The organism is Pseudomonas sp. W2I6, assembly GCF_030815935.1.
Lineage (GTDB): Bacteria > Pseudomonadota > Gammaproteobacteria > Pseudomonadales > Pseudomonadaceae > Aquipseudomonas.
This window is the reverse complement of record NZ_JAUSXJ010000001.1, coordinates 5,666,175-5,690,567: the sequence shown is the minus strand read 5'-3', so window position 1 is coordinate 5,690,567 and position 24,393 is coordinate 5,666,175. Positions and strand designations below refer to the sequence as shown.

The window sequence follows — 24,393 nt, the reverse complement described above, 5'->3', positions numbered from 1 at the left end:
TGGAAGCTTAAAGACAAGCGGTCGATTGCCAGGCTGACCGGCGCACCGGGAGCCTGGCATTGCACGCTTGTCGCTGCCTTACTGCGATTTGCGGACCCGCAAGTACCACTCGGAGAGCAGTCGTACCTGTTTGTCGGTGTAGCCACGCTCGACCATGCGAGTGACGAAGTCGTTGTGTTTTTGCTGATCCTCCTTGCTGGCCTTGGCGTTGAAGCTGATGACCGGCAGCAGATCCTCGGTGTTGGAGAACATTTTCTTCTCGATGACCACCCGCAGCTTCTCGTAGCTGAGCCAGGTAGGGTTCTTGCCGTTGTTGTTGGCCCGGGCGCGCAGCACGAAGTTGACGATTTCGTTGCGGAAATCCTTCGGATTGCTGATGCCGGCGGGTTTTTCGATCTTTTCCAGTTCCTCGTTGAGGGCTACGCGGTTGAGGATCTCGCCGGTTTCCGGGTCGCGGTATTCCTGGTCCTGGATCCAGAAGTCTGCGTACAGCACATAGCGGTCGAAGATGTTCTGGCCGTATTCGCTGTAGGACTCAAGGTACGCGGTCTGGATTTCCTTGCCGATGAACTCGATGTAGCGCGGTGCCAGGTATTCCTTGAGGAAGCGCAGATAGCGCTCGCGGGTTTCAGCCTGGAACTGTTCCTGTTCGATCTGCTGTTCCAGCACGTAGAGCAGGTGCACCGGGTTGGCGGCGATTTCGTGCGGGTCGAAGTTGAAGACCTTTGACAGGATCTTGAACGCAAAACGTGTCGACAGGCCGTTCATGCCCTCGTCCACACCGGCGGTGTCGCGGTACTCCTGGATCGACTTGGCCTTCGGATCGGTGTCCTTGAGGTTTTCGCCGTCATACACGCGCATCTTCGAGTAGATGTTGGAGTTTTCCGGCTCTTTGAGGCGCGACAGCACGGTGAACTGGGCCAGCATCTTCAGGGTGTCAGGCGCGCAATGGGCCTTGGCCAGGGAGCTGTTGAACAGAAGCTTGTCGTAGATCTTGATTTCATCGCTGACCCGCAGGCAGTACGGCACCTTGACGATGTAGATCCGGTCGATGAAGGCTTCGTTGTTCTTGTTGTTGCGGAAGGTGTGCCATTCCGATTCGTTGGAGTGGGCCAGCAGGATCCCGGTGAACGGAATCGCCCCCAGGCCTTCGGTGCTGTTGTAGTTACCTTCCTGGGTGGCGGTAAGCAGTGGGTGCAGCACCTTGATCGGTGCCTTGAACATCTCCACGAACTCCATCAGGCCCTGGTTGGCCCGGCACAGTGCGCCCGAGTAGCTGTAGGCATCGGCGTCGTTCTGCGGGAATTCTTCGAGTTTGCGGATATCGACCTTGCCCACCAGTGCCGAGATGTCCTGGTTGTTCTCGTCACCCGGTTCGGTCTTGGCCACGGCAATCTGGTTGAGGATCGAGGGATAGAGCTTCACCACCCGGAACTGGCTGATGTCGCCGCCGAATTCGGCCAGGCGCTTGGTCGCCCATGGCGACATGATGGTATTGAGATAGCGCCGTGGAATGCCGAAGTCTTCTTCGAGAATCGCGCCATCTTCCGTGGCATTGAACAGCCCCAGGGGCGACTCGAACACCGGTGAGCCCTTGATGGCGTAGAACGGCACCTTCTCGATCAGTTGTTTGAGTTTTTCGGCCAGGGACGACTTGCCGCCGCCGACGGGGCCGAGCAGGTAGAGGATCTGTTTCTTCTCTTCCAGGCCTTGGGCGGCATGGCGGAAATACGAGACGATCTGGTCAATGCATTCTTCCATACCGTGGAAGTCTTCAAAGGCCGGGTAGCGACGGATCACCTTGTTCGAGAAAATCCGCGACAAGCGCGAATTGGCTGCGGTGTCCACCAACTCCGGCTCGCCGATCGCCAACAGCAGGCGTTCAGCGGCAGACGCGTAGGCGCTGCGGTCCTTTTTGCACAGTTCGAGATACTCCTGAAGCGAGAGCTCTTCCTGGCGGGTGGACTCGAAGCGTTGTTGGAAGTGGCTAAAAATACTCATGACGTCGTCACCTCGCTCGATACGTGGAGCCGACGCCGGATCAATCAGTCGATGCTGGCAGTCATTGGTGGACACCAATGGCCGTTTTCCCCCCAGAACACCCTGAAACGCTACCGATGACCCGCACGCCGGTGTACCGGCTCTCCCCTGTTTTGGATGGCCTGCGCTTAAGGATAGTTCGGAATCGGGGAGGTCAAGGCGCGATACGAAATTAGTTTGGCCGCGCCGTTCGTCAGAAACGGCGCGAGGCCAAGCGTCACGCGGGATAGCGGGGTTTGAAAAAAATTATTGCGCGTCGCCTGCGGCAATTTCTGCAGGATAGGTCGCACGCCATAGCTCAAAGCCACCGTCGAGGCTATAGACGTCGGAGAAGCCCTGGCTCACCAGGTAGGCGGCCGCGCTTTGGCTGGAGTTGCCGTGGTAGCACGCCACGATGACCGGCGCGTCGAGGTCGGCGGCGCGGATGAAGTCGGCGATGTTGTGGTTGTCCAGGTGCCGGGCACCACTGATGTGGGCGGCGTTGTAGGTCGGCTGGTCGCGGATGTCTACAACCACCGCGCCTTGCTCGCGCAGGGCCTGGGCTTGCTCGGGAGGGATACGTTTGAATTCAGTCATGGCGGGCTCCTTTGGCCTGTATGAAAGCGCGGCTCAGCGCTTTGCCGTGGCCTGCAGTTGTTCGGGAATGGGCGAGTCGCACTGGCAGCTCGAGCGCTCGCCGGTGTCGACATTCATCAGGGTCATCGCGCCGCCCCACACGCAGCCGGTGTCGAGGGCGAATACACCGGGTTCATCGCATTTGCCTTCCAGGGCTGCCCAGTGGCCGAAGATGATCTTCGTTTCACGGGTCTTGCGCTCCTTGTGGGCGAACCAGGGCTTGTAGCCGGGCAGCGCAGTGTCGGCGCCTTCCTTGCTCTTGAGGTCCAGCTTGCCTTCGGCGGTGCAGAAACGCATGCGGGTGAAGTAGTTGGTGATCACCCGCAGCCGCGCGACGCCGGTCAGTTCGTTGTCCCACTTAACGGGTTCGTTGCCGTACATGCCATCCAGGTAAGCGGTGTACAGGTTGTCATCGGCCAGGGCTGCTTCGACTTCACTCGCGCACTTGAGGGCTTTCTTCAGCGTCCACTGGGGTGGAATGCCGGCATGCACCAAGGCGGTGTCGCGGCTCTCGTCGTAGTGCATGAGTTTTTGCCGGCGCAGCCAGTCAAGCAGCTCGGTGCGATCCGGCGCTTCGAGGATTTCCCGCAGGGTATCGCCCTTTTTCAGGCGCTCGATGTTATTGCCGGCGGCCAGCAAGTGCAGGTCATGGTTGCCCAGTACGCACACCAGGGAGTCGCGCATGCCATAAAGGAAGCGCAGGGTTTCCAGGGATTGCGGGCCACGGTTGACCAGGTCGCCCACCAGCCACAGGCGATCCTTGGCCGGGTCGAAGGCCACACGCTCGAGCAGGCACTTGAGCGGTTCCAGGCAGCCTTGCAGGTCGCCGACAGCATACGTCGCCATCAGTGCAGGGCTCCAGGCACCGCGAGGCGGAACGGGGCGATGATGGCGTCGAAGTGTTTGCCGTCGTCGGCGAGCATCTGGTAGCTGCCTTGCATGTTGCCGACACGGGAGGTCATCACAGTGCCGCTGCTGTAGGTGTGGCTCTTGCCTGGGGCGATCAGCGGTTGTTGGCCGACCACGCCGGCGCCGCGTACTTCCTCGACCTGGCCGTCACCGTCGGTGATGACCCAGTGGCGCGACAGCAGCTTGGCAGGCAGCTCGCCGTTGTTTTGCACGGTAATGGTGTAGGCGAACGCAAAGCGGTTCTGCTCGGGTTGCGATTGTTCCGCCAGAAAGCGGGTGACGACGCTGACGTCGATCTGATAACGAGGATCGGACATGCAAGAGGCCTTAAAAGCAAAAGCGGGGGAACAGCGGATGCCGGTCAGTCTAGGCCCGTAGGCGCTGGCTTGCCAGCGATGGCGATCGTGAGTGCGCCATCGCCGGCAAGCCGGCGCCTACTATTTATTCAGCCACTGGCGCAGGCTGAATGGCGAGCTGGTCAGCCAGGCGCACGAAGGCGGCCAGGTCCAGCTGCTCGGGGCGCAGGCTGCCGTCGACTCCGGCGGCCTCGATTTCAGCGTTGCTGAGCAAGGCCTTCAGCGTATTGCGCAAGGTCTTGCGGCGCTGGTTGAAGGCTTCGCGCACCACGCGCTCCAGCAACTTGTGATCTTTGGCCGGGTGTGGCAACACCGCGTGAGGCACCAGGCGCACGATGGCGGAGTCGACCTTCGGCGGTGGGTTGAACGCGCCCGGGCCGACGTTGAACAGGTGCTCTACGCGGCAATGGTATTGAACCATGATCGACAGGCGACCCCAGTCACCGCCTCCAGGACCCGCTGCCAGGCGCTCGACCACTTCCTTTTGCAGCATGAAGTGCATGTCGCGGATGATGCCGGCGTTGTTCAGCAGGTGAAAAATCAGCGGGGTGGAGATGTTGTACGGCAGGTTGCCGACCACCCGCAGGCTGTTGGGCGCTGCATTGAGGCTGGTGAAGTCGAACTTCAGCGCGTCGCCCTGGTGCAGGTTGAAATTGGGCATGCCGGCGAACTGCTGGTTGAGGATCGGGATCAGGTCCTTGTCCAACTCAACCACGTCCAGCTGGCCGCCGCTTTTCAGCAGGCCTTGGGTCAGGGCGCCCTGGCCCGGGCCGATTTCCAGCAGGCGGTCTTCGGGCTTGGCATGGATGGAACGCAGGATGCGATCGATCACGCCAGCGTCGTGCAGGAAGTTTTGCCCGAAACGCTTGCGCGCCCGGTGTTGGTAATGCTCGGTCATATACGGGTCTCGGCCATCTGATAGGCGGTTTCCAGGGCCACGTGCAGGCTGCCGGTATCGATCTTGCCGCTGCCTGCGAGGTCCAGGGCGGTGCCATGGTCGACGGAGGTGCGGATGATCGGCAGGCCCAGTGTCACGTTGACCGCGGCGCCGAAGCCTTTGTACTTCAGCACGGGCAGGCCCTGGTCATGGTACATCGCCAGCACTGCGTCGCAGTGCTCCAGATATTTGGGGGTAAACAGAGTGTCGGCAGGCAATGGGCCGCGCAGGTCCATGCCTTCAAGGCGCAGACGCTCCAGGGTTGGTTCGATGATGTCGATTTCTTCATGGCCCAGATGGCCACCTTCACCGGCGTGGGGGTTGAGCCCACAGACCAGGATGCGTGGTTGGGCGATGCCGAATTTCTGTTGCAGGTCGGCGTGCAGGATGCGTGTCACACGCTCCAGTCGCTCGGGGGTAATGGCGTCGGCAATCTCGCGCAGGGGCAGGTGAGTGGTCACCAGCGCCACCCGCAGGTCGCCCGTTGCCAGCATCATCACCACTTGTTCGGTATGGGTCAGCTCAGCGAGGAATTCGGTATGCCCGGAAAAGGCGATGCCTGATTCGTTGATCACGCCCTTGTGTACCGGGGCGGTGATCATCCCGGCAAAATCCCCGTCGATGCAGCCCTGGCCGGCACGGGTCAGGGTTTCCAGGACGAAGGCAGCGTTGGCCTTGTCCAGTTGCCCGGCCACGACCTTGGTCGCCAGCGGGGTATCCCATACGTACAGGCTGTTGGCCGGTGCCGGCAGATCAGGCCAGTTGCCCGGGCCCACCGGCAGCAGATCGACAACCACACCCAGATGCGCGGCCCGCTCAATGAGCAGGTCGCGGCTGGTAATGGCAATCAGGGGGTGTGGCTGGGGGTGCGAGGCGAGCAGCAGGCACAGGTCAGGACCAATGCCGGCCGGCTCGCCGGGTGTCAGTGCGAAACGCTTGGGTGTCACTGGGCTGCCTGGTCGGTGCCTGTTTGGTCGGCACCAGGAAGCTTGTTCTCTACGTAGGCTTCGTCACGGATCTGACGCAACCAGGTTTGCAGCTCTTCGTCGTATTTGCGGTTACGCAGTACGGTCAGGGCTTGCTGCTCGCGGGCCTGGGTGGTGTTGTCAGTGGCGCGACGGCCAAGGACTTCCAGCACATGCCAGCCGTATTGGGTCTTGAACGGCTTGGACAGAACGCCTTGCGGGGTCTTGGCCATGACGTCCTGGAACTCTGGAACCAGTGCCTTCGGATCGATCCAGTTCAGATCGCCGCCGTTAAGCGCCGAACCCGGGTCTTCGGAATAGCTCTTCGCCAGTTCGCCGAAGTCTTCGCCCGCTTCGATGCGGTCATAGAGCTTTTGGGCCAGTTCCTTGGTTTGGGCTTCGGTACGGATCTCGCTTGGCTTGACCAGGATGTGACGAACGTGAACTTCGTCCTTCATCTGGGCTTCTTCGCCACCGCGCTTGCCGAGCAACTTGAGGATGATGAAACCGCCAGGCGTACGGGCAGGCTGGGTGATGCCACCGACTTCCATGGCACTCAGCTCGCGGTCGAACGGTGGTGGCAGTTGCGCGGCTTTACGCCAGCCCATGTCACCGCCTTCGAGGGCGTTGTCGCTGCCGGACTGGGCAATTGCCATCTGGGCAAAGTCGGCACCTTGCTTGAGACGGTCATAGATAGCCTGGGTTTTCGCTGCGGCAGCATTGAGCTGTTCAGCGTTGGCGCTGTCTGGCGTAGGCACCAGGATGTTGGCCAGGTGCAGTTCTTCGGAAAGCTGCATCTTGCCAAGGTCGGAGGCGAGGAAGTTCTTCACTTCCTGCTCGGACACCTGAATCCGTTCGGCCACGCGACGCTGACGTACACGGCTGATGATCATTTCCCGGCGAATCTGGTCACGGGCGTCCTCATAGGACAGGCCGTCGTGAGCCAGGGCTGCGCGGAACTGATCAACACTCATGTTGTTGCGCTGGGCGATGGTGCCGACAGCCTGGTTCAATTCTTCGTCGCTGATACGGATACCGGAGCGATCGCCGATCTGCAGTTGCAGGTTTTCAACGATCAGGCGTTCAAGCACCTGCTGGTCCAGCACGCTGGTCGGTGGTACGCCGCCGCCACGCTTGGCGATGGTTTGCTGAACTTCCTTGACCCGTTGGTCCAGTTGGCTCTGCATGATCACGTCGTTATCGACGATGGCCACTACCTTGTCCAGCGGTTGAACCGCAGCGTGAGCTGCGGCGGTACCCAGGAACAGCGCGCCCAGCATCAGCGGGCGCAGACAATCAGAAAGCTTGGTCTTCACGTTCACGATAACCTTCAATGCCTTTGTCGAGGAAGCTCTCTACCTTGGCGCCGGTCAGGCCGCCGAGTCCTTTGAGGACAACTTGGAAGAAGAGCCCGTGGTCACCCTTTTCGTTCAGCGGGGCGATCTGGCTGTATTCGTCGTTGGAAACCCAGTAACGGTTGATGACGCGCAGTTTCCAGCAGCAGTTGTCGTACTCGAAACCACCGAAGGCCTCCAGGGTACGGTTGCGGGCATAGTCATACTGCCAGCGGGTGATCAGGTTCCACTGCGGAACGATCGGCCACATCATCGAGAAGTCGTGTTGCTGGATTTTGTAGTAATCCTTCACGAAGTTCGGGTCGCCTGGCTGCCCGTAGTCGCCACCAAACTGCCATTTGCCGGTCAGCTGGTTGTACACCACCTGGTCGTTGCGATAGCGGTAGCCGACGTTGATAACCTTGTTCGGGTTGTCTTCCGGCTGATAGTGGAACATCGCGCTGCCGGAACGTGGGCTGTGGCTTTCCGGGTCCCAGTTGTAATCGGCAGTGGCGCGCCAGTCACGGTTGAAGCGGAACTCGTAGTCCAGGGCGATTGGCGAAACATCAGACTGTGCGTCCGCACGGTCCGCGGCCAGGATGCCCGGCAGTTGAACTTCGCGGTTCTTGAAGTACACGGCCTCGCCGATGCTGACGCGTTGGCGTTCGAAGCCGTTTTCTTCGATCCAGCGGCTGGTCACGCCCAGGGACAGTTTGTTCTCGTCGCCGATGCGGTCAGTACCGCTGAAGCGGTTGTCACGGAACAGCGACGCGTAGCTGAACGAGTACTCACCGCTGTCGAATACCGGGATATCGCCCTGGTCCTTGTTCGGTACATACAGGTAGTACGCACGAGGCTCCAGAGTTTGACGGTAGTCTTTGCCGAACAAGTTGGTGTTGCGGTCGAAGTACAGGCCGCTGTCGATGCTGGCAATCGGAATTGCACGGTCTTGCGAGCTTTTGAAGGTGCCGCCAGCATAAGGGTTGGCTGCAGTTGACGCGGCTTGCGCTGCGATAATCTGGTTCTTGCCGATGCTGTCCAAATCAAGATCGTACTTGGTATAGACGTACTTCAACTTTGGCGTAATAAAACCGTAGGTCCAGTTCATCGGGTAGTCGACTGCCGGCGCAACGTTCAGGCGAGTACCGTTTGCACGGGTCAGGCCGGTTACGTAGGTGTCGAGCCGCGGCGATACGAGCCCGTTTTCATCCGTGAAGCTTCCGTTCTCCAAGTCCCGATCAAAGCGTACGGCTTCGGTCTCGTAGGTGAAGTTCACCCCGCCTGGATGGTACGGCAGCGTGCCGTTGAAGGTGATCTGTGGCAAGCGGTCATACGGCGTGATCTGGGAGATCGTTGCCAGCTGGTACGCCTGCAGGTTCAGCTTCGCCTGGAAGGTATCACCGCGGTAGGTCACCGAACCTTGCTGGTTCACGTAGTCCTGGCTCTTGATCCCTTCCTGATAGGACTTCAGATCCTGGAAGTAATAAGGGTCGCTGATGTTGGTGTAGTCGACCTGGGTCAGTACACGCGAGTCCAGCCCGCCCTTGTGCTGCCAGTTGATCATGTAGCGATCTTTTTCGTAGTCGGTCTGGCCTTTACGCTCGCTGCTGTCGTCGTTCAGGTACGCGCCGCCGAACTGGCCTTCGCTGGACTTGGTGAGGTAGCGGAATTCGCCTTCCATCAACAGGCCGCGCTTGGTCATGTATTGCGGGTACAACGTGGCGTCGTAGTTTGGCGCCAGGTTGAAGTAGTACGGCGTAACCAGCGTGAAGCCAGTCTCGCCACCGGTGCTGAAGCTCGGCGGCAGGAAGCCGGATTGACGACGGTTGTCGATCGGGAAATAGATATACGGGGTGTAAAGGATCGGAATGTCCTTGACCCGCAACGTCACGTTGGTCGCGGTACCGAAACCGGTGGCCGGGTTGAGCGTGATGTTGTTGCCCTTGAGCTGCCAGGCGTTGCTGTTCGGCTCGCAGGTGGTGTACGTACCGTCCTTGAGACGGATGATCGCGTTTTCGGCACGCTTGGCGTACAGGGCGTTACCGCGGATGCGCGATTTGTGCATCACGTATTCGGCGTTGTCGACCTTGGCGGCGCCGGTGTCCAGTTGGACTTCAGCGTGGTCGCCCACCAGCAGGGCACCGTTGTCGCGCAGACGGACGTTGCCGTTCAGCTCGCCACGGTTCTCGGCCTGGTACAGGTTGGCCTCGTCGGCCTCGACCTGCATGCTGCCCTGGCGCATGACGACGTCACCGGCCAGGGAAGCAACTTGTTGTTCCTGCTCGTAACGAGAGACCTTGGCGCCGATGAAGGTCGGCGCGTCGCTCTTGTTCGTCTTGTCGTTCATGCCAGGACGGATCGGCTCGATGTACGCGCCGGAGCAGTACGGGCCGGTTTCGGCCAGTTGTGCGGCGGTGAGCTTCTCGCGAGGGACCCAGTCCAGGTGGCTGTAGTCGGCGCTGCGCGAACGCAGGCCGCGGCCCTTGGCTTCGGTGACCAGAGCGGTCTGCGGCACGGCCTCGGCGGCGCCGCCGGACTCGCCTTGCGGCGTGCCACTGGCAGAGCTGACGGCACTGCCGTCATGCACCGGGCGCGGTGGCAGCGGGGCTGCGGCCGTTTTCGGCGCGCAATCCCAGGCACCCGAAGCAGAGACTGAGCAGTCATACTGTTCCGCGGCGACCACGAATGAGGTGGCGAAAGGTTGCATGGCCAGCAGACTGCCGGTTACCAGCAACGGAAATTTTCTACGAAACGCGGGGGATTTCAATGCCATCTTATTAGTCCGGGCTTCCTGCGTGCCATCTGCCCGCGGTGTGGGCCGCACGCCTCTCGATGGTCTGAAAAAGATGCGTGATAATAAAGCATGACCCGCTTGACGGCTAGCGCCGTCGGAGACCCTTGTAATGCCCGACCAAGATCTACGTTTGCAACAGCTGAAAGTCTGGCTTGATGAGCAATTGCCAGGCCTCTTTACCACCCAGGGCTGGGGTGTCGTACCCCCGGCCACGTTGACTGCGGCCAGCAGTGACGCGAGTTTCAGGCGTTACTTCCGGTGGGAGGGAGGAGGTCGCAGTTTTGTCGTGATGGACGCTCCACCCCCCCAGGAAAACTGCAAACCTTTCGTCGATATCGCTCATTTACTCGGTCAATCGGGAATAAATGTTCCGAAAATTTATGCGCAAGATCTGCTTCGCGGCTTTCTTTTGCTGAACGACCTGGGGAAAAAAACCTATCTGGACGTGATTACGGCTGAAAATGCCGATCAATTGTTCGCCGATGCCATAGACGCATTGCTGGCTTTCCAGCAATTGCCGATGGAAGCCCCATTGCCCAGTTATGACGTCGCGCTGTTGCGTCGGGAGCTGGAATTGTTTCCTGAATGGTACGTTCGCCGGGAGCTGGGCATCGAGTTCGACGCCCGGCAGCTTGGCCTGTGGCAACGCGTCAGCGAACACCTGATCGACAGCGCCCTGGCCCAGCCCAAGGTCCTGGTGCATCGCGACTATATGCCGCGCAACCTGATGATCAGCGAGCCGAATCCCGGCGTGCTGGACTTCCAGGACGCGGTCTACGGCCCGGTGACCTACGACATCACGTGCCTGTTCAAGGACGCCTTCCTCAGTTGGCCGCAGGCCCGCGTGCGGGAATGGCAGCGCGGTTACTGGCAACGCGCCGGCGCGCTGGGTATCCCGGTGCAGGCGGACTTCGAGGAGTTCCTGCGGGCCAGCGACCTGATGGGCGTGCAGCGTCACCTCAAGGTGATCGGCATCTTTGCGCGCATCTGCCACCGCGATGGCAAGCCGCGCTACCTGGCGGACGTGCCGCGCTTCTTCGCTTATATAGAGGCGGTGCTCGCGGACCGACCAGAGTTGAGCGAACTGGGTGAATTGCTGGCGAGCCTGCGCGTCGAGGCGGTGGTATGAAGGCCATGATCCTGGCCGCCGGCAAAGGTGAGCGGATGCGCCCGCTGACCTTGCACACGCCCAAGCCGCTGATCCAGGCCGGCGGCAAGCGCCTGATCGAGTACCACCTCGAGGCGCTGGCGAAAGCGGGCTTCACCGATATTGTCATCAACCATGCGTGGCTCGGCCAGCAGATCGAAGGCTATCTGGGCGATGGCTCGCAGTACGGCGTACGCATCCAGTACTCGGCCGAAGGCGAGCCGCTGGAGACCGGCGGCGGGATCTTCAAGGCCTTGCCGCTGCTGGGGGACGAACCGTTCCTGGTGGTCAATGGCGACATCTGGACCGACTACGACTTCGCCAGCCTCCACCAGCCACTGGATGGGCTGGCCCACCTGGTGATGGTCGACAACCCGCCGCACCATCCGTCCGGTGGTGATTTCTACCTGAAGGACGGCGCGCTTCATGATGCCGCCGCCGGTGCCGATAACCTGACCTTCAGTGGCATTTCCGTACTCCACCCCCAGCTGTTCGCGGGTTGCAGTGCGGGTGCCTTCAAGCTGGCGCCGCTGTTGCGTGACGCCATGGCGAAAGGGTTGGTGACGGGGGAACACATGAACGGACGCTGGATCGATGTCGGGACGCTGGAGCGCCTGGCGCAAGTCGAAACCCTGCTGACAGCGGGGCACTAGGATGTTGTGGCCAGGGACTCTGATTGGAGCCGGGGCGGGCTTTGCCATTGCCAGCATTCCGGGGGCCATGTTGGGCGCGCTGCTGGGCCAGGCGCTGGACCGGCGCCTGGAACTGCAAAGTTGGGCCCAGTTACGCGAGCGCCTTGGCGGCCGGCCGGCGTTGCGCAATGACGAGTTGCTGTTCGTGTTGCTCGGTCGCCTGGCCAAGAGCAACGGCCGGGTGGTGGACGGGCATATCCAGCAGGCGCGCCAGGAAATGCGCTCGCTGGACATGGCCGAGCCGGCCCAGCGCCGTGCGATTGCCGCGTTCAATCGTGGCAAGTCCGGCTCGGACCGGGTACGCAGTTACCTGGGCGTGCTCAAGGCCCAGCCCCATGCGGCGGAAGGTGTGCTGCGTGCCTGTTGGCGCATGGCCTGGGCGGACGGCAAGGCCAGTACGGCCGAGCGCGAGTTGATTGAACAATGGGGCAAGTGGCTCGGTTGGACGGTCCAGCAGATCCAGGCGCTGGCGGCTGACTATGAGCCGGAGCGCAAGCCGTTGGCCAATCGTGGCGGGGCTTATCAGGAGGCGTTGCGGATTCTGGGGGTGACGTCGACGACGGAGCCCGCGGTGATCAAGCGCGCTTACCGGCGCCTGCTGAGCCGGCACCACCCGGACAAGATTGCCGGCAGTGGCGCCAGTCCAGCCCAGGTGCGGGAGGCGACCGAACGTACCCGCGAGCTGCACAACGCCTACGCGCTGATTCGCGAAAGGCGAGACTTTCGCTAACAGAATTATCAGGCGCTGCTTTTTTATGGCGTAAACCGGATCAACTGTGGGAGTGGCGGTGCGACGATTCGACTTGCTCGCGAATGCGGTGGATCAGTAACAGATGCAGTGACTGACTCACCGCATTCGCGAGCAAGCCCGCTCCCACATTTTGTTCTCCAGTGTTTTTGAGATTTACGATCAGTCTCCGGGATTTTGCGGGCTCAGCCACCCGCGAATCCGCCGGTACAGCTGCTCTTGCCCTGCCTGGCTGTTATCGGGGAGGGCCTTCAACGACACCTGCTTGTAGCTGTCATTCTTCAAACGCTTGCTGGCCTGGGAACGTTCCTGGGCCGCTTTGCGTGCCTGGGCGTTGTCCTGGTAGAAAAAGTCTGCCGTGGCCAGCTTCAGTTTCGGTGCCAGTTGTTGCAGGTCCGGGGCACGGCCCGCCGGGGTCTGCCCGGCCACCATGACAAATTTCTGCACCTGCGCCGGTTGTTTTTCACTCAGGTAACGCGCGGCCCACCAGGCGCCGGTGCCGTGGCCGAGCAATACGACGCTGCGGGCATTCTGGGTCTGGGCGAAGGCGAGGGCGGCGTCAATGCGCGCGAAGATTCGCGTGGTGTCGGTCTTGTCTTGTTCATCGGTGCCGGGAACCACGGCCGGGTCAGTGCCTTCCGCTTCGGCGCTGGCGGCTTGCTCCACGGGTTTGGCGACGGTGCTGGCGTCTTTGCTGCTGGTCTCCACGGTCGCCTTGGGCGATTCGATGACGCGGGGTGGCAAGGTGTCCAGGGTCAGGTCCGGCAGCGACAAGCTCAGGGTGCCCCAGGAGGCGTCCGGCAATTTCTTGCGCAACGGCGCGATTGCTTGAGGCCAGTCAGCACTTTCGCCGTTGCCCGGGACGATAATCACCACGCCTTCAGGCTCACCGCTGTTGGCCGGCTTCCACAAAGCCAGGAAAGAATCGCTGCCCGCCTGCAACTGTTGTTGTTCCTGCTGCGGGATTTGTCGTTCCAGGGCGTTGGCTTCTTCCTGGCTGCGCTCCGGCAAGGGCTGGCGCACCACCGGTTTTTCCGGGGCGGGAGCGGGAGTGTCGGCGGCCTCGACACAAAAGGCGCTGGTAAACAGCAGCGACAGGCACAATGCTGGCAGTGCCGAGCGGTAGGAAAGTGGCATCGTTGATTTCCGGCCAGAAGTGATTCCGGCAGCCTAATGGGTTGGTCAGTATTTGTCAGTGATATGAGACGTGGATCATGGGTTTTCGCTACCTGCTGGTTATCGGCTGTATATGCTTTCCCTTGATCGCGGGCGCCGTGCCTGCGCCTGCCACTCATCAGGCGCAGCTCGATGCCGGCCAGCGCGAATGGCTCGAACAGCATCCCGACCTGCGGGTCGGGCTGGTGTTACAGGCGCCTTATGCCCAATACGATCGGCGCTTGCAGCGGCTGTCCGGGGCCAATGTCGAATTGATGCAGTGGTTGGCCAAGGCGCTGAATATCGAACTGACCTGGCGCAACTTTCCCAATCAGGAGCAACTGGAGGCGGCGGTGCGTGACGGCGAGGTCGACCTCGCCCCCGGCCTGCTGCAAACCCCGGCCGGCCTGCGCCTGTGGTTGTTCTCCGATCCGTATATGCGGGTGCCCCAGCACATTGTCGGGGTTCGTGATGGCAGCACCGCAGTCGACCTGGAGAAACTCGACGATCAATCCCGCGTCGCCGTGCGCATGCCCAGCGCAGTGGCGGATTACCTGCGCAGCACCTACCCGAGCCTCAACCTGCAAGGCGTGCCCATGGAGCGCCAGGCCCTGCAATTGCTGGTGAGCCAGCAGGCGCGGTATGCGGTGGTGGATGAGGCGCAATTGAGCCGGTTGTCGGGCGAAACCGAGTTCGCCGGCCTTGCCGTGGTCGGCGATATCGGCCTGCCGCAATTGCTGCGGGTGGCCACGCGGCGCGACTGGCCCGAGCTGGCCGATATCATGCAAAGCGGCTTGCGCGCGATTCCCGCTCGTGATCTGGACCAGTTGCACAGCCGCTGGCTGCAGCCCAAATACCCACGGGTGACCGAGTCCCCCGGCTTCTGGCAAAACCTCACGTTGCTGCTGGGCCTGCTATTGCTCGCCAGCCTGGCCGTGGTGTTCTGGCAGCGCCGCCAGCAACGCGGCCTGGAGCGTAATCTGCTGGCCGCCCGCGAAGAAAGCGCCGCCCGCGCCGCGGGTGCCGAAGCCTTGCGCCTGACCCAGTTCTCCATCGACCAAAGCACCGTCGGTATCCTCTGGGTCAATTGGGACAGCCATGTGCGCTACGCCAATCAGGCGGCGGAAACCATGCTCGGCTACGCCCCCGGCGCCCTGATCGAACGCCCGCTGATCGAATTCGACCCGACGCTGACTATGGACCGCTGGCTCAACCTGTGGAAGCGCGCCCGGGCCAGCGAAGACGGGCCGCAGAGTTTTGCCACCAATTGCCTGCGCGCCGATGGCAGCGTATTGCCAGCCGATGTGTCCCTGAGTTTCCTGCGCTTTGCCGACGGCGAATACCTGGTGGTCTACCTCAACGATGTCACCGAGCGTCGCCGGGCCCTCGCGGCCTTGCAGGAAAGTGAGGCGCGGCTGCAAGGGATCGCCGCCAATGTGCCGGGGCTGGTGTTTCGCCTGGAGCGCTTGCCGCGCAGCGAGGCGATCGAGTTCGCCTACATCAGCCAGGGCAGCGAGGGCCTGGTGGGTTACGCGCCGGAAGTGCTCAGCCATCCGGCCATGGGCATTCGCAGCCTGGTGCATCCCGACGACCGCGCCAGTTATCACCGCACCCAGGACCAGGCCATCGAGACCGAGAGCAACTGGGCCTGGCAGGGCCGCATCCTGACTCGCCTGGGCGAGCAGCGCTGGGCCGATATCAAGGCCGTGACCCGACGCCTGGAAGACGGCGCCGTGGTCTGGGACGGAATTGTCTGGGACATCAGCGAGAGCAAACGCATCGAGCTGGAGCTGGATGCCTCCCGCGCGCAATTGCGGGAATTGTCGGCCCACCTGGAAACCGTGCGCGAGGAAGAGAAGGCCCGCATCGCCCGGGAAGTGCACGACGAGTTGGGACAGATGCTCACCGTGCTCAAGCTGGAAACCTCGATGTGCGAGCTGACCTACGCCCAACTGGATCCTGGCCTGCACGAGCGGCTGAACAGCATGAAGCGCCTGATCGCCCAACTGTTCCAACTGGTACGCGACGTGGCTACTGCCCTGCGCCCGCCGATTCTCGACGCCGGGATTGCCTCGGCAATCGAATGGCAGGCCCGGCGTTTCGAGGCCCGCACGCAGATTCCGTGCCTGGTGCAGGTGCCGGATAATCTGCCGGCGCTGAGCGACGCCAAGGCCATCGGCCTGTTCCGCATCCTGCAGGAGGCACTGACCAATGTGATGCGCCATGCCCAGGCGCATACTGTCGAGCTGACGCTGGTGGTGGAGGGCGCGCACCTGCGCCTGACCATCAGCGACGACGGCGCAGGTTTCGTCCAGGCCCCCGGGCGCCCGGTATCGTTTGGCCTGGTGGGCATGCGCGAGCGGGTGCTGATCATGGGCGGGCAGTTGAGCCTGGACAGCGCATTGGGCGAAGGCACCACCCTGAGTGTGACGGTGCCGCTGGATTGATAACCAAAAGAAGAGGACATCCACAGTGATCCGTGTACTGGTAGCTGAAGACCACACCATCGTTCGCGAAGGCATCAAGCAACTGATCGGACTGGCCAAGGACCTGCTGGTGGTGGGCGAGGCGAGCAATGGCGAGCAGTTGCTGGAGACCCTGCGCCACGTCCCCTGCGAGGTGGTGTTGCTGGACATCTCGATGCCTGGCGTCAACGGCCTGGAAGCCATCCCGCGGATCCGTGCGCTGAACAATCCCCCGGCGATCCTGGTGCTGTCGATGCACGACGAAGCGCAAATGGCCGCCCGTGCGCTGAAGGTCGGTGCCGCCGGCTACGCCACCAAGGACAGCGACCCGGCGCTGCTGCTGACCGCGATCCGCAAGGTCGCGGCGGGCGGGCGGTACATCGACCCGGACCTGGCAGACCGCATGGTCTTCGAAGTCGGCCTCACCGATTCCCGCCCATTGCACTCGTTGTTGTCGGAGCGCGAGTTCTCGGTATTCGAGCGCCTGGCCCAGGGCGCCAACGTCAACGACATCGCCCAGCAGTTGGCGTTGAGCAGCAAAACCATCAGTACCCACAAGGCGCGCCTGATGCAAAAGCTCAATATCACCTCCCTGGCGGAACTGGTGAAGTACGCCATGGAGCACAAACTCCTATAGCGGCATACCTGTTTGCGACTACCTGCCGAGCGTCGCGCTGCCCGGTCTTGCTGCTTGTAGCGTGGGGTTTGTAACTGCTCTGTTCTATCCCCGCCATCCGTGTAGGGCAATCCCTACCCCAAACCTTCCATCCTGCTGATGCCAATCTCTCCGGGCCCCCGATTTGCGCGGCCTTGCCCTGGGACTACGCTTGTTCCACGGCAGTCCAAAACAAAAAGGTGCGGGTATGAGCGAGGTGGATTCAAATGATGTGCTGGTCAGCTTTCGTGGCGTGCAGAAGAGCTACGACGGCGAGAACCTGATCGTCAAAGACCTCAACCTGGAGATTCGCAAGGGCGAGTTCCTGACCCTGCTCGGGCCGTCCGGGTCGGGCAAGACCACCAGCCTGATGATGCTCGCCGGTTTCGAAACCCCCACCGCCGGCGAGATCCAGCTGGCCGGCCGCTCCATCAACAATGTGCCGCCCCACAAGCGCGACATCGGCATGGTGTTCCAGAACTACGCGCTGTTCCCGCACATGACCGTCTCCGAGAACCTGGCGTTTCCGCTCTCTGTACGCGGCCTGAGCAAGACCGACATCAGCGAGCGGGTCAAGCGTGTACTGAGCATGGTCCAGCTCGATGCCTTCGCCCAGCGCTACCCGGCGCAACTCTCCGGTGGCCAGCAGCAGCGGGTGGCCCTGGCCCGGGCGCTGGTGTTCGAGCCACAGCTGGTGCTGATGGACGAACCCCTCGGCGCCCTCGACAAGCAACTGCGCGAACACATGCAGATGGAGATCAAGCACCTGCACCAGCGCCTCGGCGTGACGGTGGTGTACGTGACCCACGACCAGGGCGAAGCACTGACCATGTCCGACCGGGTGGCGGTGTTCCACCAGGGCGAGATCCAGCAGATCGCTGCCCCGCGCACCTTGTACGAAGAACCGAAAAACACCTTCGTCGCCAACTTCATCGGCGAGAACAACCGCCTCAATGGCCGCCTGCACAGCCACACCGGCGACCGCTGCGTGGTCGAACTGGCGCGCGGCGAAAAGGTCGAGGCGCTGGCGGTGAACGTCGGCCAGGTCGGCGGCCCGGTGACCCTGTCGGTGCGCCCCGAGCGCGTCAGCCTGAATGGCTCCAGTGAAAGCTGCGTCAACCGATTCTCCGGGCGCGTGGCCGAGTTCGTCTACCTGGGCGACCACGTGCGGGTGCGCCTGGAAGTCTGCGGCAAGACCGATTTTTTTGTGAAACAACCGATCGCCGAGCTGGACACAGCCCTGGCGGTCGGCGACGTGGTACCGATTGGCTGGCAAGTCGAGCACGTTCGCGCACTCGACCCACTTCTAGAGGCGAATTGATCGCCCCCTTGCTTCACCAACCTCGCACGTGGAGAGAACAACAATGTTGAGATCCCTGAAATATTCCGCCCTGGCTCTGAGCTTGATGGGCGCGACACAGGCCATGGCAGGCCCTGATTTGACGGTGGTGTCCTTTGGTGGCGCGAACAAGGCGGCGCAGGTCAAGGCCTTCTATGCACCGTGGGAAAGCGCGGGCAACGGCAAGATCGTCGCCGGCGAATACAACGGTGAAATGGCCAAGGTCAAGGCCATGGTCGACACCAAGAGCGTGTCCTGGGACCTGGTGGAAGTGGAGTCGCCGGAACTGTCCCGTGGCTGTGACGAAGACATGTTCGAGCCCCTGGACCCGAAACTGTTCGGCAACCCGGGCGACTACGTGAAGGGCGCGATCCAGCCGTGCGGCGTGGGTTTCTTCGTGTGGTCCACGGTGCTGGCCTACAACGCCGACAAACTGAAAGCACCGCCAGGCGGCTGGGCCGATTTCTGGGACACCAAGAAATTCCCGGGCAAACGCGGCCTGCGCAAGGGCGCCAAGTACACCCTGGAATTCGCCTTGATGGCTGACGGTGTGGCGCCGAAGGATGTGTACAAGGTGCTGGCCGGCAAAGATGGCCAGGACCGTGCGTTCAAGAAGCTCGATGAGCTCAAGCCGTATATCCAGTGGTGGGAAGCGGGCGCCCAACCGCCGCAGTACCTCGCTTCTGGCGACGTGGTGATGAGTTCTGCCTACAACGGCCGGATCGCTGCCGTGCAGAAAGAAAGCAATTTGAAAGTGGTGTGGAACGGCGGGATCTACGATTTCGACGCCTGGGCCATTCCAAAAGGCCTGGCCAAGGACCGTGCTGACGCGGCGAAGAAGTTCATCGCCTTCTCGGTGCAGCCGCAGCAGCAGAAGACCTATTCGGAAAACATCGCCTACGGCCCGGCCAACACCCAGGCAGTACCGTTGCTGGCGAAGGACATCCTGAAGGATATGCCGACTACCCCGGAAAACATCGCCAACCAGGTGCAGATCGACGTGAGCTTCTGGGCGGATAACGGTGAGCAATTGGAGCAGCGCTTTAACGCGTGGGCGGCCAAGTAACTCGGTCGCTGATGTGACACCCACCTTGTGGCGAGGGAGCTTGCTCCCGCTGGACTGCGCAGCAGTCCCATCTTTGGGGGCCGCTTCGCGCCCCAGCGGGAGCAAGCTCCCTCGCCACAGGACAAGCGCCACACCCACGTTTTGCATTCATGTTTAAGAACCCGGAGTTCGCCATGGCCCTCGCCATTCCCAGCCCCACCCTGAAACAGCGCCTGGCGCGTGCCGAGCGGCTCAACCGCTGGAAGGCCCAGGCCCTGATCGCGCCATTGGTGGTGTTTTTGCTGCTGGTGTTCCTGGTACCGATTGTGGCGCTGCTCTACAAAAGCGTCGGCAACCCGGAAGTGGTGGGCGGCCTGCCGCGCACGGTGGTGGCGGTGACGGCCTGGGACGGTCGTGGCCTGCCCGGCGAGCCGGTGTACCAGGCCATCAGCGAGGACCTGGGCGAAGCCCGGAAAAACTCGACCCTGGGCGACCTCTCCAAACGCTTGAACATGGAGCTGGCGGGCTATCGCAGCCTGCTGACAAAAACCGCGCGGGCAATGCCGTTCACCGAAGCGCCTGCCTCCTATAAAGAAGCGCTGGAAAACCTCGACGAACGCTGGGGCGACCCGGCGTACTGGCAGGCGATCCGGCGCAACACCAGCAGCCTCACGCCATACTACTTGCTGGCCGCCGTCGATCACCGCATCGACGACCTCGGCGAAATCGCCCCGGCCACCCCGGACCAGGCGATCTACCTCGATATCTTCGCCCGTACGTTCTGGATGGGCCTGGTCATCACCGTGTGCTGCCTGCTGCTGGCCTATCCGTTGGCTTACCTGCTGGCCAACTTGCCGGCGCGGCAAAGCAATTTGCTGATGATCCTGGTGCTGCTGCCGTTCTGGACCTCGGTGCTGGTGCGCGTGGCGGCCTGGATCGTGTTGCTGCAGTCCGGCGGCTTGATCAACAGCGCGCTGATGGGCATGGGGCTGATCGATAAACCCGTCGAGTTGGTGTTCAACCGGCTGGGGGTCTACATCTCCATGGTGCACATCCTGCTGCCCTTCATGATCTTGCCGATCTACAGCGTGATGAAAGGCATCTCGCCCACCTACATGCGGGCGGCAATCTCCCTGGGCTGCCACCCATTCGCCAGCTTCTGGCGCGTGTACTTCCCGCAGACCTACGCAGGCGTTGGTGCCGGCTGCTTGTTGGTGTTCATTTTGGCGATCGGCTACTACATCACCCCGGCCTTGCTGGGCAGCCCGAACGACCAGATGGTCAGCTACTTCGTGGCCTTCTACACCAACACCAGCATCAACTGGGGCATGGCCACGGCCTTGGGCGGCTTGTTGCTGCTGGCCACCGTGGTGCTGTACCTGATCTACAACTGGCTGGTGGGCGCCAGCCGCCTGCGCCTGAGCTAAGGAGACCGTTGCGATGCTGAGCCCTTATATGTCGCCCGTGGAACGGGTCTGGTTCTACAGCTTGCGGATCCTCTGCGGCCTGATCCTGTTGTTCCTGATCTTGCCGGTGCTGGTGATCATCCCGCTGTCGTTCAACAGTGGAAGTTTCCTGGTTTACCCGCTGCAAGGTTTCTCGCTGCACTGGTACCAGGATTTCTTCGGCTCGGCGGAATGGATGCGCGCCCTGAAGAACAGCATCATCGTGGCTCCGGCGGCTACAGTGCTGGCGATGGTGTTCGGCACGCTGGCGGCGATCGGTCTGACCCGGGGGCACTTTCCCGGCAAGGCGCTGGTGATGGCCCTGGTGATTTCGCCGATGGTAGTGCCCGTGGTGATTATCGGTGTGGCCAGTTACCTGTTCTTCGCGCCGCTGGGCCTGGGCAACAGCTTCTTCTCGCTGATCGTGGTGCACGCGGTGCTGGGCGTGCCGTTTGTGATCATCACCGTGTCGGCGACCTTGCAGGGGTTCAACCATAACCTGGTGCGGGCGGCGGCCAGCCTGGGCGCGTCACCGCTGACGGCGTTTCGTCGGGTGACCTTGCCATTGATTGCCCCGGGGGTGATCTCCGGGGCGCTGTTCGCCTTTGCCACCTCGTTCGATGAAGTGGTGGTGACGCTGTTCCTCGCCGGGCCCGAGCAGGCAACCTTGCCACGGCAGATGTTCAGCGGCATCCGTGAAAACCTCAGCCCTACCATTGCCGCCGCAGCGACCTTGTTGATCGCCTTCTCGGTGGTGCTGTTGCTGACCCTGGAATGGCTGCGCGGGCGCAGCGAGAAACTGCGTACGGCCCAGGTCTAAAGCCAAACAGAGATCAAAATGTGGGAGCGGGCTTGCTCGCGAAGGCGGTGTGTCAGTCAACAGAGATATCGACTGGCCTACCGCCTTCGCGAGCAAGCCCGCTCCCACATTGGGTTTGTGTCTATTCAGTAGCTGAATGCAAGACAACCAGCCCAAGTCAGCTAATCTTGTGCCAGCCCATAACTGATAAGAGGCTGCGCACATGAGTACTTCCTCATTCAAGATCGCCCACAAACTGCTCACCGGCCCAGGCGCCATCGAGCAACTGGCCGCCGAGCTGACGCGGCTGGATGTCGACAACCCGCTGATTGTCACCGATGCGGCACTGGTCAAGTCCGGCACCGTGGCGCTGGCGCTGGAACACCTGGGCGAACGGACCTACGAGATTTTCGACCGCGTGCTGCCCGACCCGGAAATCGCCATCGTCGAGGACTGCATGCGCGTCTACCGCGAAGGCGGGCATGACGGCCTGATCGGCGTCGGCGGCGGCAGCGCCATCGACATCGCCAAGAGCGTGGCGGCCTACGCCGGTTACCACGGCGCCCTGGCCGACCTGTTCGGCGTGGACCAGGTGCCGCGCAAAGGCCCGCCGCTGATCGCGATTCCCACCACGGCCGGCACCGGTTCGGAGGTGACCAACGTGGCGATTCTGTCGGACAAGGTCGCGCAACTGAAAAAAGGCATCGTCAGCGATTACCTGCTGCCGGACGTGGCCCTGATCAGCCCGCAGATGACCCTGACTTGCCCGCGCAGCGTCACCGCCGCCAGTGGGGTGGACGCATTGGTGCACGCCATCGAATCCTACCTGTCGCTGAATGCCTCGCCGATCACCGATGCACTGGCCATCGGGGCGATCAAACTAATTGCCAAGGCGCTGCCCAAGGCCTACGCCAACCCCGCCAACCTTGAGGCCCGGGACGACATGGCCACCGCCAGCCTGATGGCCGGGATGGCGTTCGGGAATGCCGGCGTGGGGGCGGTGCATGCGTTGGCCTACCCGTTGGGCGGGCGTTTCAACATCGCCCACGGCGTAAGCAATGCCTTGCTGCTGCCCTACGTGATGCACTGGAACAAGCTGGCGTGTGTGGAGCGCATGCAGGAGATTGCCGAGGCCATGGGCGTGAATATCACGGGGTTGAGTGCGGTGGATGCCGCCGACCAGGCCGTCGATGCGATGACGCGACTGTGTGCCGCAGTCGAGATTCCGTCCGGCCTGCGCAGCTTCGGTGTGCCTGAAGATGCGATCCCGGCCATGGCGGTAGAAGCGGCAGGGATCGAACGCCTGATGCGCAACAATCCGCGCAAGCTCAGCGCCGCTGATATCGAGAAAATCTACCGGGCAGCTTATTAACCATTGAGCGAGGTCACGGTGCGCGCGGCAAAGCATGAGGTATACAATGCGCGCCATCGTGATTTAGCTCAAAAAGGTGCGTCATGCAGCCCTTCGTCATTGCTCCATCGATTCTCTCCGCCGACTTCGCCCGCCTGGGCGAGGAAGTGGACAAGGTGTTGGCCGCCGGTGCCGACTTCGTTCACTTCGATGTCATGGACAACCACTATGTGCCGAACCTGACCATTGGTCCGATGGTCTGCGCCGCCCTGCGTAAATACGGCGTGACCGCGCCTATCGATGCGCACTTGATGGTCAGCCCGGTGGACCGCATCGTCGGTGACTTCATCGAAGCCGGCGCGACCTACATCACCTTCCACCCGGAAGCCACGTTGCACGTGGACCGCACCCTGCAACTGATCCGCGAGGGCGGTTGCAAGGCGGGCCTGGTGTTCAACCCGGCCACGCCGCTGAGCGTGCTTGAGTACGTGATGGACAAAGTCGACATGGTGTTGCTGATGAGCGTCAACCCGGGCTTCGGCGGGCAGAAGTTCATCCCCGGCACCCTTAACAAGCTGCGTGAAGCGCGGGCGCTGATCGATGCGTCGGGCCGTGATATCCGCCTGGAGATCGACGGTGGCGTCAACGTCAACAACATCCGCGAAATCGCCGCGGCCGGTGCCGACACCTTTGTGGCCGGTTCGGCAATCTTCAATGCCCCGGACTATCAGGAAGTGATCGCCAAGATGCGTGCAGAACTGGCGCTGGCGCGTCCATGAGTGGCTTTGAGCAACTGTTCCCCGGCAAACTGCCACGGCTGGTGATGTTCGATCTGGACGGTACGTTGATCGATTCAGTGCCGGACCTGGCCGCGGCGGTGGACCAGATGCTGCTCAAGCTGGGGCGCAAGCCGGCGGGTATCGAGTCGGTGCGCGAGTGGGTCGGCAATGGCGCGCAGATGCTGGTGCGTCGAGCCTTGGCCAACAACATCGAGGCCGAGGGTGTCGATGATGTGGAAGCCGAGCATGCGCTTGAGCTGTTCAACGTGGCCTACGAAAACGGCCACGAACTGACCGTGGTTTATCCCGGCGTGCGCGACACCCTGAAATGGCTGCACAAGCAGGGCGTGGAAATGGCCCTGATCACCAACAAGCCGGAGCGTTTCGTCGCACCGCTGTTGGACCAGATGAAGATCGGCCGGTATTTCCGCTGGATCATCGGCGGCGATACCTTGCCGCAGAAGAAGCCCGACCCGGCGGCGCTGTTCTTCGTGATGAAAATGGCCAATATCCCGGCGTCCCAATCGCTGTTTGTCGGCGATTCGCGCAGTGATGTGCTGGCGGCGAAAGCGGCGGGGGTCAAGTGCGTGGCCTTGAGTTACGGCTACAACCATGGCCGGCCGATTGCCGAAGAATCCCCGGCGCTGGTGATTGATGACCTGCGCCTGTTAATCCCCGGTTGCTTGGGAACGGGCGCTGAGATAACGTTGCCCGACGCTGTTCCATCCCCTTCTGGAAATCCCATCGTGGTGGTCACTCGCAAACTCTGGATGAAAGTCATCAAGGCCCTGGCCCGCTGGCGTTGGCGCGCCTGACTGATCCT

At 62.0% G+C, this 24,393-nt stretch carries 21 protein-coding genes; 12 read left to right on the top strand and 9 right to left on the bottom strand.

What is annotated here, in order from left to right; genetic code table 11:
- Positions 1–78 precede the first annotated feature (78 nt).
- The 8 genes from QF039_RS26360 to QF039_RS26325 all read right to left on the bottom strand — a co-directional run bounded on the left by QF039_RS26360 (position 79) and on the right by QF039_RS26325 (position 9,929).
- The gene (locus tag QF039_RS26360; protein WP_003210999.1) at positions 79–2,001 is read right to left on the bottom strand and encodes a PrkA family serine protein kinase; all 1,923 of its coding nucleotides are present in this window, start codon (positions 1,999–2,001) and stop codon (positions 79–81) included.
- A 285-nt stretch (positions 2,002–2,286) separates the two neighbouring features.
- On the bottom strand, positions 2,287–2,616 hold the full coding sequence (glpE, locus tag QF039_RS26355) for a thiosulfate sulfurtransferase GlpE (protein ID WP_102370016.1): 330 nt from the start codon (positions 2,614–2,616) through the stop codon (positions 2,287–2,289).
- 33 nt (positions 2,617–2,649) lie between these two features.
- Positions 2,650–3,501, bottom strand: coding sequence for a symmetrical bis(5'-nucleosyl)-tetraphosphatase (locus QF039_RS26350; protein WP_008434419.1), 852 nt, complete (start codon positions 3,499–3,501; stop codon positions 2,650–2,652).
- On the bottom strand, positions 3,501–3,881 hold the full coding sequence (gene apaG, locus QF039_RS26345) for a Co2+/Mg2+ efflux protein ApaG (RefSeq protein WP_003210996.1): 381 nt from the start codon (positions 3,879–3,881) through the stop codon (positions 3,501–3,503). The genes QF039_RS26350 and apaG overlap by 1 nt, the downstream gene beginning before the upstream one ends.
- Before the next feature lie 124 nt (positions 3,882–4,005).
- Positions 4,006–4,818, bottom strand: a complete 813-nt coding sequence (gene rsmA, locus QF039_RS26340; protein ID WP_003210994.1) for a 16S rRNA (adenine(1518)-N(6)/adenine(1519)-N(6))-dimethyltransferase RsmA — start codon at positions 4,816–4,818, stop codon at positions 4,006–4,008.
- Entirely contained in the window at positions 4,815–5,804 is a 990-nt protein-coding gene (gene pdxA / locus QF039_RS26335) for a 4-hydroxythreonine-4-phosphate dehydrogenase PdxA (protein WP_307521436.1), read from the bottom strand. The genes rsmA and pdxA overlap by 4 nt, the downstream gene beginning before the upstream one ends.
- Positions 5,801–7,138, bottom strand: a complete 1,338-nt coding sequence (locus QF039_RS26330; RefSeq protein WP_003210991.1) for a peptidylprolyl isomerase — start codon at positions 7,136–7,138, stop codon at positions 5,801–5,803. Before QF039_RS26330 ends, pdxA begins: the two co-directional genes overlap by 4 nt.
- Positions 7,119–9,929: an LPS-assembly protein LptD gene (locus tag QF039_RS26325; RefSeq protein ID WP_087694723.1), complete on the bottom strand. Its 2,811-nt coding sequence runs from the start codon at positions 9,927–9,929 to the stop codon at positions 7,119–7,121. The genes QF039_RS26330 and QF039_RS26325 overlap by 20 nt, the downstream gene beginning before the upstream one ends.
- A gap of 130 nt (positions 9,930–10,059) precedes the next feature.
- Here QF039_RS26325 and QF039_RS26320 point away from each other — a divergent pair, with 130 nt between their 5' ends.
- Genes QF039_RS26320 through QF039_RS26310 form a run of 3 tightly spaced genes read left to right on the top strand, consistent with a single transcriptional unit; the run spans position 10,060 to position 12,519 of the window.
- A complete protein-coding gene (locus tag QF039_RS26320; RefSeq protein WP_008434428.1) occupies positions 10,060–11,079 on the top strand; it encodes an aminoglycoside phosphotransferase family protein in 1,020 nt (339 codons plus the stop codon).
- On the top strand, positions 11,076–11,750 hold the full coding sequence (gene murU, locus QF039_RS26315; protein ID WP_003210984.1) for an N-acetylmuramate alpha-1-phosphate uridylyltransferase MurU: 675 nt from the start codon (positions 11,076–11,078) through the stop codon (positions 11,748–11,750). Before QF039_RS26320 ends, murU begins: the two co-directional genes overlap by 4 nt.
- A 1-nt stretch (position 11,751) precedes the next feature.
- Complete coding sequence (locus QF039_RS26310; protein WP_003210983.1) at positions 11,752–12,519, top strand: TerB family tellurite resistance protein; 768 nt, start codon at positions 11,752–11,754, stop codon at positions 12,517–12,519.
- Between the two features lie 180 nt (positions 12,520–12,699).
- Here the strand turns inward: QF039_RS26310 and QF039_RS26305 are convergent, their stop codons facing one another.
- Positions 12,700–13,674 carry an alpha/beta hydrolase family protein gene (locus tag QF039_RS26305; protein WP_307521430.1) on the bottom strand — a complete coding sequence of 325 codons (975 nt, stop codon included), beginning with the start codon at positions 13,672–13,674 and terminating at the stop codon, positions 12,700–12,702.
- Between the two features lie 77 nt (positions 13,675–13,751).
- Between QF039_RS26305 and QF039_RS26300 the strand changes: the two genes are divergently transcribed.
- From QF039_RS26300 to QF039_RS26260, 9 genes are all read left to right on the top strand, one after another.
- Positions 13,752–16,139, top strand: a complete 2,388-nt coding sequence (locus tag QF039_RS26300) for a PAS domain S-box protein (RefSeq protein WP_307521429.1) — start codon at positions 13,752–13,754, stop codon at positions 16,137–16,139.
- Between the two features lie 25 nt (positions 16,140–16,164).
- On the top strand, positions 16,165–16,794 hold the full coding sequence (locus tag QF039_RS26295) for a response regulator transcription factor (protein WP_003210977.1): 630 nt from the start codon (positions 16,165–16,167) through the stop codon (positions 16,792–16,794).
- Positions 16,795–17,020: 226 nt separating this feature from the next.
- On the top strand, positions 17,021–18,133 hold the full coding sequence (locus QF039_RS26290; protein WP_307521427.1) for an ABC transporter ATP-binding protein: 1,113 nt from the start codon (positions 17,021–17,023) through the stop codon (positions 18,131–18,133).
- Between the two features lie 43 nt (positions 18,134–18,176).
- Positions 18,177–19,217 (top strand): ABC transporter substrate-binding protein, encoded by a 1,041-nt coding sequence (locus tag QF039_RS26285; protein ID WP_010167251.1) that lies wholly within the window; start codon positions 18,177–18,179, stop codon positions 19,215–19,217.
- 173 nt (positions 19,218–19,390) lie between these two features.
- Positions 19,391–20,623 carry an ABC transporter permease gene (locus tag QF039_RS26280; protein WP_307523036.1) on the top strand — a complete coding sequence of 411 codons (1,233 nt, stop codon included), beginning with the start codon at positions 19,391–19,393 and terminating at the stop codon, positions 20,621–20,623.
- Positions 20,624–20,636: 13 nt separating this feature from the next.
- Positions 20,637–21,461, top strand: coding sequence for an ABC transporter permease (locus QF039_RS26275; RefSeq protein ID WP_003210970.1), 825 nt, complete (start codon positions 20,637–20,639; stop codon positions 21,459–21,461).
- Between the two features lie 202 nt (positions 21,462–21,663).
- Complete coding sequence (locus QF039_RS26270; protein ID WP_003210968.1) at positions 21,664–22,812, top strand: iron-containing alcohol dehydrogenase; 1,149 nt, start codon at positions 21,664–21,666, stop codon at positions 22,810–22,812.
- 83 nt (positions 22,813–22,895) lie between these two features.
- On the top strand, positions 22,896–23,570 hold the full coding sequence (rpe, locus tag QF039_RS26265) for a ribulose-phosphate 3-epimerase (protein ID WP_003210966.1): 675 nt from the start codon (positions 22,896–22,898) through the stop codon (positions 23,568–23,570).
- Positions 23,567–24,385, top strand: coding sequence for a phosphoglycolate phosphatase (locus QF039_RS26260; RefSeq protein ID WP_003210964.1), 819 nt, complete (start codon positions 23,567–23,569; stop codon positions 24,383–24,385). Before rpe ends, QF039_RS26260 begins: the two co-directional genes overlap by 4 nt.
- The last annotated feature ends 8 nt before the right edge of the window (positions 24,386–24,393 follow it).

Bases quoted from the DNA above. Each gene is read 5' to 3' on its own strand.
- QF039_RS26360 (WP_003210999.1), bottom strand. From the start codon at position 2,001: ATGAGTATTTTTAGCCACTTCCAACAACGCTTCGAGTCCACCCGCCAG.
- glpE (WP_102370016.1), bottom strand. From the start codon at position 2,616: ATGACTGAATTCAAACGTATCCCTCCCGAGCAAGCCCAGGCCCTGCGC.
- QF039_RS26350 (WP_008434419.1), bottom strand. From the start codon at position 3,501: ATGGCGACGTATGCTGTCGGCGACCTGCAAGGCTGCCTGGAACCGCTC.
- apaG (WP_003210996.1), bottom strand. From the start codon at position 3,881: ATGTCCGATCCTCGTTATCAGATCGACGTCAGCGTCGTCACCCGCTTT.
- rsmA (WP_003210994.1), bottom strand. From the start codon at position 4,818: ATGACCGAGCATTACCAACACCGGGCGCGCAAGCGTTTCGGGCAAAAC.
- QF039_RS26325 (WP_087694723.1), bottom strand. From the start codon at position 9,929: ATGGCATTGAAATCCCCCGCGTTTCGTAGAAAATTTCCGTTGCTGGTA.
- QF039_RS26320 (WP_008434428.1), top strand. From the start codon at position 10,060: ATGCCCGACCAAGATCTACGTTTGCAACAGCTGAAAGTCTGGCTTGAT.
- murU (WP_003210984.1), top strand. From the start codon at position 11,076: ATGAAGGCCATGATCCTGGCCGCCGGCAAAGGTGAGCGGATGCGCCCG.
- QF039_RS26310 (WP_003210983.1), top strand. From the start codon at position 11,752: ATGTTGTGGCCAGGGACTCTGATTGGAGCCGGGGCGGGCTTTGCCATT.
- QF039_RS26305 (WP_307521430.1), bottom strand. From the start codon at position 13,674: ATGCCACTTTCCTACCGCTCGGCACTGCCAGCATTGTGCCTGTCGCTG.
- QF039_RS26300 (WP_307521429.1), top strand. From the start codon at position 13,752: ATGGGTTTTCGCTACCTGCTGGTTATCGGCTGTATATGCTTTCCCTTG.
- QF039_RS26290 (WP_307521427.1), top strand. From the start codon at position 17,021: ATGAGCGAGGTGGATTCAAATGATGTGCTGGTCAGCTTTCGTGGCGTG.
- QF039_RS26285 (WP_010167251.1), top strand. From the start codon at position 18,177: ATGTTGAGATCCCTGAAATATTCCGCCCTGGCTCTGAGCTTGATGGGC.
- QF039_RS26280 (WP_307523036.1), top strand. From the start codon at position 19,391: ATGGCCCTCGCCATTCCCAGCCCCACCCTGAAACAGCGCCTGGCGCGT.
- QF039_RS26275 (WP_003210970.1), top strand. From the start codon at position 20,637: ATGCTGAGCCCTTATATGTCGCCCGTGGAACGGGTCTGGTTCTACAGC.
- QF039_RS26270 (WP_003210968.1), top strand. From the start codon at position 21,664: ATGAGTACTTCCTCATTCAAGATCGCCCACAAACTGCTCACCGGCCCA.
- rpe (WP_003210966.1), top strand. From the start codon at position 22,896: ATGCAGCCCTTCGTCATTGCTCCATCGATTCTCTCCGCCGACTTCGCC.
- QF039_RS26260 (WP_003210964.1), top strand. From the start codon at position 23,567: ATGAGTGGCTTTGAGCAACTGTTCCCCGGCAAACTGCCACGGCTGGTG.